Below are 1,963 nucleotides of genomic sequence, written 5' to 3'. Positions count from 1 at the left end.
ATAAATTCAAACATTATGTACAAAATTTATTAAATTTATTAAATTTATGCATAAAGTTACCCGAAATTTCTGAAGTTATACCTGAAACTTCATTCCTGTTATTTTCTCTCCACCTTTGTTATTAATGGTAAAAAATATATAATAACTCCATGAAGCGATTGTATCTGATCGAAGAATGCCCGTTAATTGTGCATGGCTTCATTGAATATAATGATCAGGATCATGATCGCGTGGAATTATTAATACGGTATATCCATGCAAAATACAAGTCTATTAGTGAGATCTGGATTCGTGAATATTCAACAATAGAAAAGCACAGGCTTGATACCATTACCCAGTTGCTATCCAGATATACCGGGGTACATGGATTATTGTTACATCTCGATACCAGCAATATAAAATATACGTATTATCCGATTAATGAATCTGAACTGTATTTTGTTTTAAAATAAATAATTACCGCAGGGTTTTATGAAGATTGATGTGCAGGACGGGCATGTCCCGAAACGGATAACCGGCTACGTTGAATATATTGATACAAAAGATGAATATTTTGCCCAGTGTCTTGCAAATTATCTGAATTATGAAAATCTTTATCTGTTATACCGGGTTATCTATTATATCAGACGGGAACGTATCAAATATAATGTCGGATCTGTCAGATACTTTACCTTAAATACCGTAACAATTTACCCGGAAATGCTTGAATCCGGATATGTCTTAAAATTAAATGATGAACTGACAAAATTCAGATTTATCCAGTTGGATATTGATAAACCGGAACGTTACCAGCCGTTTTATGATATGTTAACCAGTGAATACGATCTGTTCATTAAATACGGGGTTCTTACATTGGTTACCTGCACAAATAAAAATAAATTATCAACGATCAGGTTTTTTACCAGAAACCGGGTTACCATCATGCCGTATATGTTCAGGGGTAATTATGAATCATGGCTTCTCCAACGTCTTGGTGAATATAAAGCAAAATATATGGAAACAGTCCCGATCAATATCATACCACCACCAATCTTTGATTTATACCCACCATTAGGTTAAAAATAATAAACATTCAGGTTTTATCAGTGTATCAAAAAAGATGACAATTCAGTCATTTTTATTATCCTCATTCAGTATCGCCAGAATGTATTCCTCATATGTATAATTTTCGGAATTTTTTCCTATCCAGAATGCAAAATACATCTTTTGCTGAACAGTCAGATCCTTGATATACGCAATCTGGCTCATGACATCAAGCGGGCTGACCACATCACAGTACCTGTATTTTTTACTTAAAAATAATCCGAGATTCTTAAGGATCTCTTCAAAATACGCCTCTTCTATATCATATACCGTATTTTTAATGGTATGCGTGATAACCTGCCTGCTCTCTTCTTTCCACTCCATCATGATATAACTCCTTATCTTTTTGATTTCCGGTCCCATCCCTGATATACAGTTTTAATACATCATTTACACTGTATTTTTTACCTGCACTGTCCTGTAATATACATTCAATTCGTTTTTCCCTGATTCCCGGCCACTGTGTGCAATACCACCGGTAATTCCCTACTACCTCAAAATCGCGCATGATATTTGGTATAAACTTACATAATTCACTATTTAAAATAACAGGATTTGTAAGCAGTTCCTCAACATATACATATTTCCCGTCCTGCTGCCAATACGGACATCTGATACCGTTAATATTTCCATTATCGCAGTATTTTATTGTTTTTCCAATAGTAAACGGACACGGCAGATATGACATTGATTTTTGTATATATCAACCACTAAATAAATGTTTCGAAAAAGAATGAATCATTTATAAACTGTTAGTGTAATTTTCAATAACTAAATAAATGAATAAATAACTAAATAACTAAATAAATGAATTATTTATGACACTAGAGGGTGTTGCTTGACTAAAATTTAGAAAATTTTTGGTAAGTACATATTCCAA

At 33.0% G+C, this 1,963-nt stretch carries 2 protein-coding genes; one reads left to right on the top strand and one right to left on the bottom strand.

From position 1 onward, the window contains the following. Positions 1 to 471: 471 nt before the first annotated feature. Positions 472 to 1,059: a hypothetical protein gene (locus PLA23_RS11925; protein WP_324331087.1), complete on the top strand. Its 588-nt coding sequence runs from the start codon at positions 472 to 474 to the stop codon at positions 1,057 to 1,059. 48 nt (positions 1,060 to 1,107) lie between these two features. Here the strand turns inward: PLA23_RS11925 and PLA23_RS11920 are convergent, their stop codons facing one another. Continuing rightward, positions 1,108 to 1,410: a hypothetical protein gene (locus PLA23_RS11920; RefSeq protein ID WP_324475321.1), complete on the bottom strand. Its 303-nt coding sequence runs from the start codon at positions 1,408 to 1,410 to the stop codon at positions 1,108 to 1,110. Positions 1,411 to 1,963: the final 553 nt, after the last annotated feature.

The organism is Methanospirillum sp. (assembly GCF_035406105.1).
Taxonomy (GTDB): domain Archaea; phylum Halobacteriota; class Methanomicrobia; order Methanomicrobiales; family Methanospirillaceae; genus Methanospirillum.
This window is presented reverse-complemented; position numbering and strand designations above follow the sequence as displayed.

Bases quoted from the DNA above. Each gene is read 5' to 3' on its own strand.
- PLA23_RS11925 (WP_324331087.1), top strand. From the start codon at position 472: ATGAAGATTGATGTGCAGGACGGGCATGTCCCGAAACGGATAACCGGC.
- PLA23_RS11920 (WP_324475321.1), bottom strand. From the start codon at position 1,410: ATGATGGAGTGGAAAGAAGAGAGCAGGCAGGTTATCACGCATACCATT.